This window comes from Bartonella sp. AA83SXKL (assembly GCF_042196965.1).
In the GTDB taxonomy this organism is placed as follows: Bacteria; Pseudomonadota; Alphaproteobacteria; order Rhizobiales; family Rhizobiaceae; genus Bartonella.
Genome location: NZ_JBHIRG010000289.1, coordinates 1 through 597, shown reverse-complemented (window position 1 = coordinate 597; position 597 = coordinate 1). Strand labels below are relative to the sequence as shown.

At 35.0% G+C, this 597-nt stretch carries 1 protein-coding gene; it reads right to left on the bottom strand.

Annotation, left to right across the window (positions count from 1 at the left end; genetic code table 11):
* The coding region (locus ACFINO_RS11185) for a restriction endonuclease (RefSeq protein ID WP_375655918.1) at nucleotides 1–392 on the bottom strand (392 nt) is incomplete at its 3' end.
* Nucleotides 393–597: the final 205 nt, after the last annotated feature.

Genomic DNA, 597 nt, shown 5'->3' with positions numbered 1-597 from the left:
TCCACTTCTGTGCTGTCAACGAGAAGTCGATATTTAAAGATGTCTTTTCCAGATGCCGCGATAAAGCTATCAATATCCTTTTTACTGATCTGATGGTCTGCTTGATAAAACTTACATTGAATAGCCACATAGCCCTCTTGATTGCGAAGCTTGGCAACCAGATCAATGCCGATATCATTTTTATTCCAACCTTCACGCTCTTTAGCCCATTCATAATAGCTCTCAACTTTTTCATATCGCCCATAGTGGAGAGGGTCATACATAAGATATTTTGTCACAAAATCTTCAAACAGTTTCCCTCGTAGAGTATTTGAAGTTGTCTGTTCACGATAGGATTGTAAAAGGGAGCGTAAAGTGAATTGTTCATTATCAGACTTAATAGATTGCAGCATATTGTAATAAAAATCCCTTGCCTTATGAGATGATTAATAATCATCAAAAGAATCAAAATGAATTTAATTAAATGCATTTAAAGCAAATAACGATAAAAAAGGGAAAAAAACTGCTAAAAAAAGCCGATATTTTTTTCAAAAGGGGTCTTTAAGGCTGCTTATCAACAGCCCATGACATGGAATAAGATCAGCAAAGTAGTGAAAT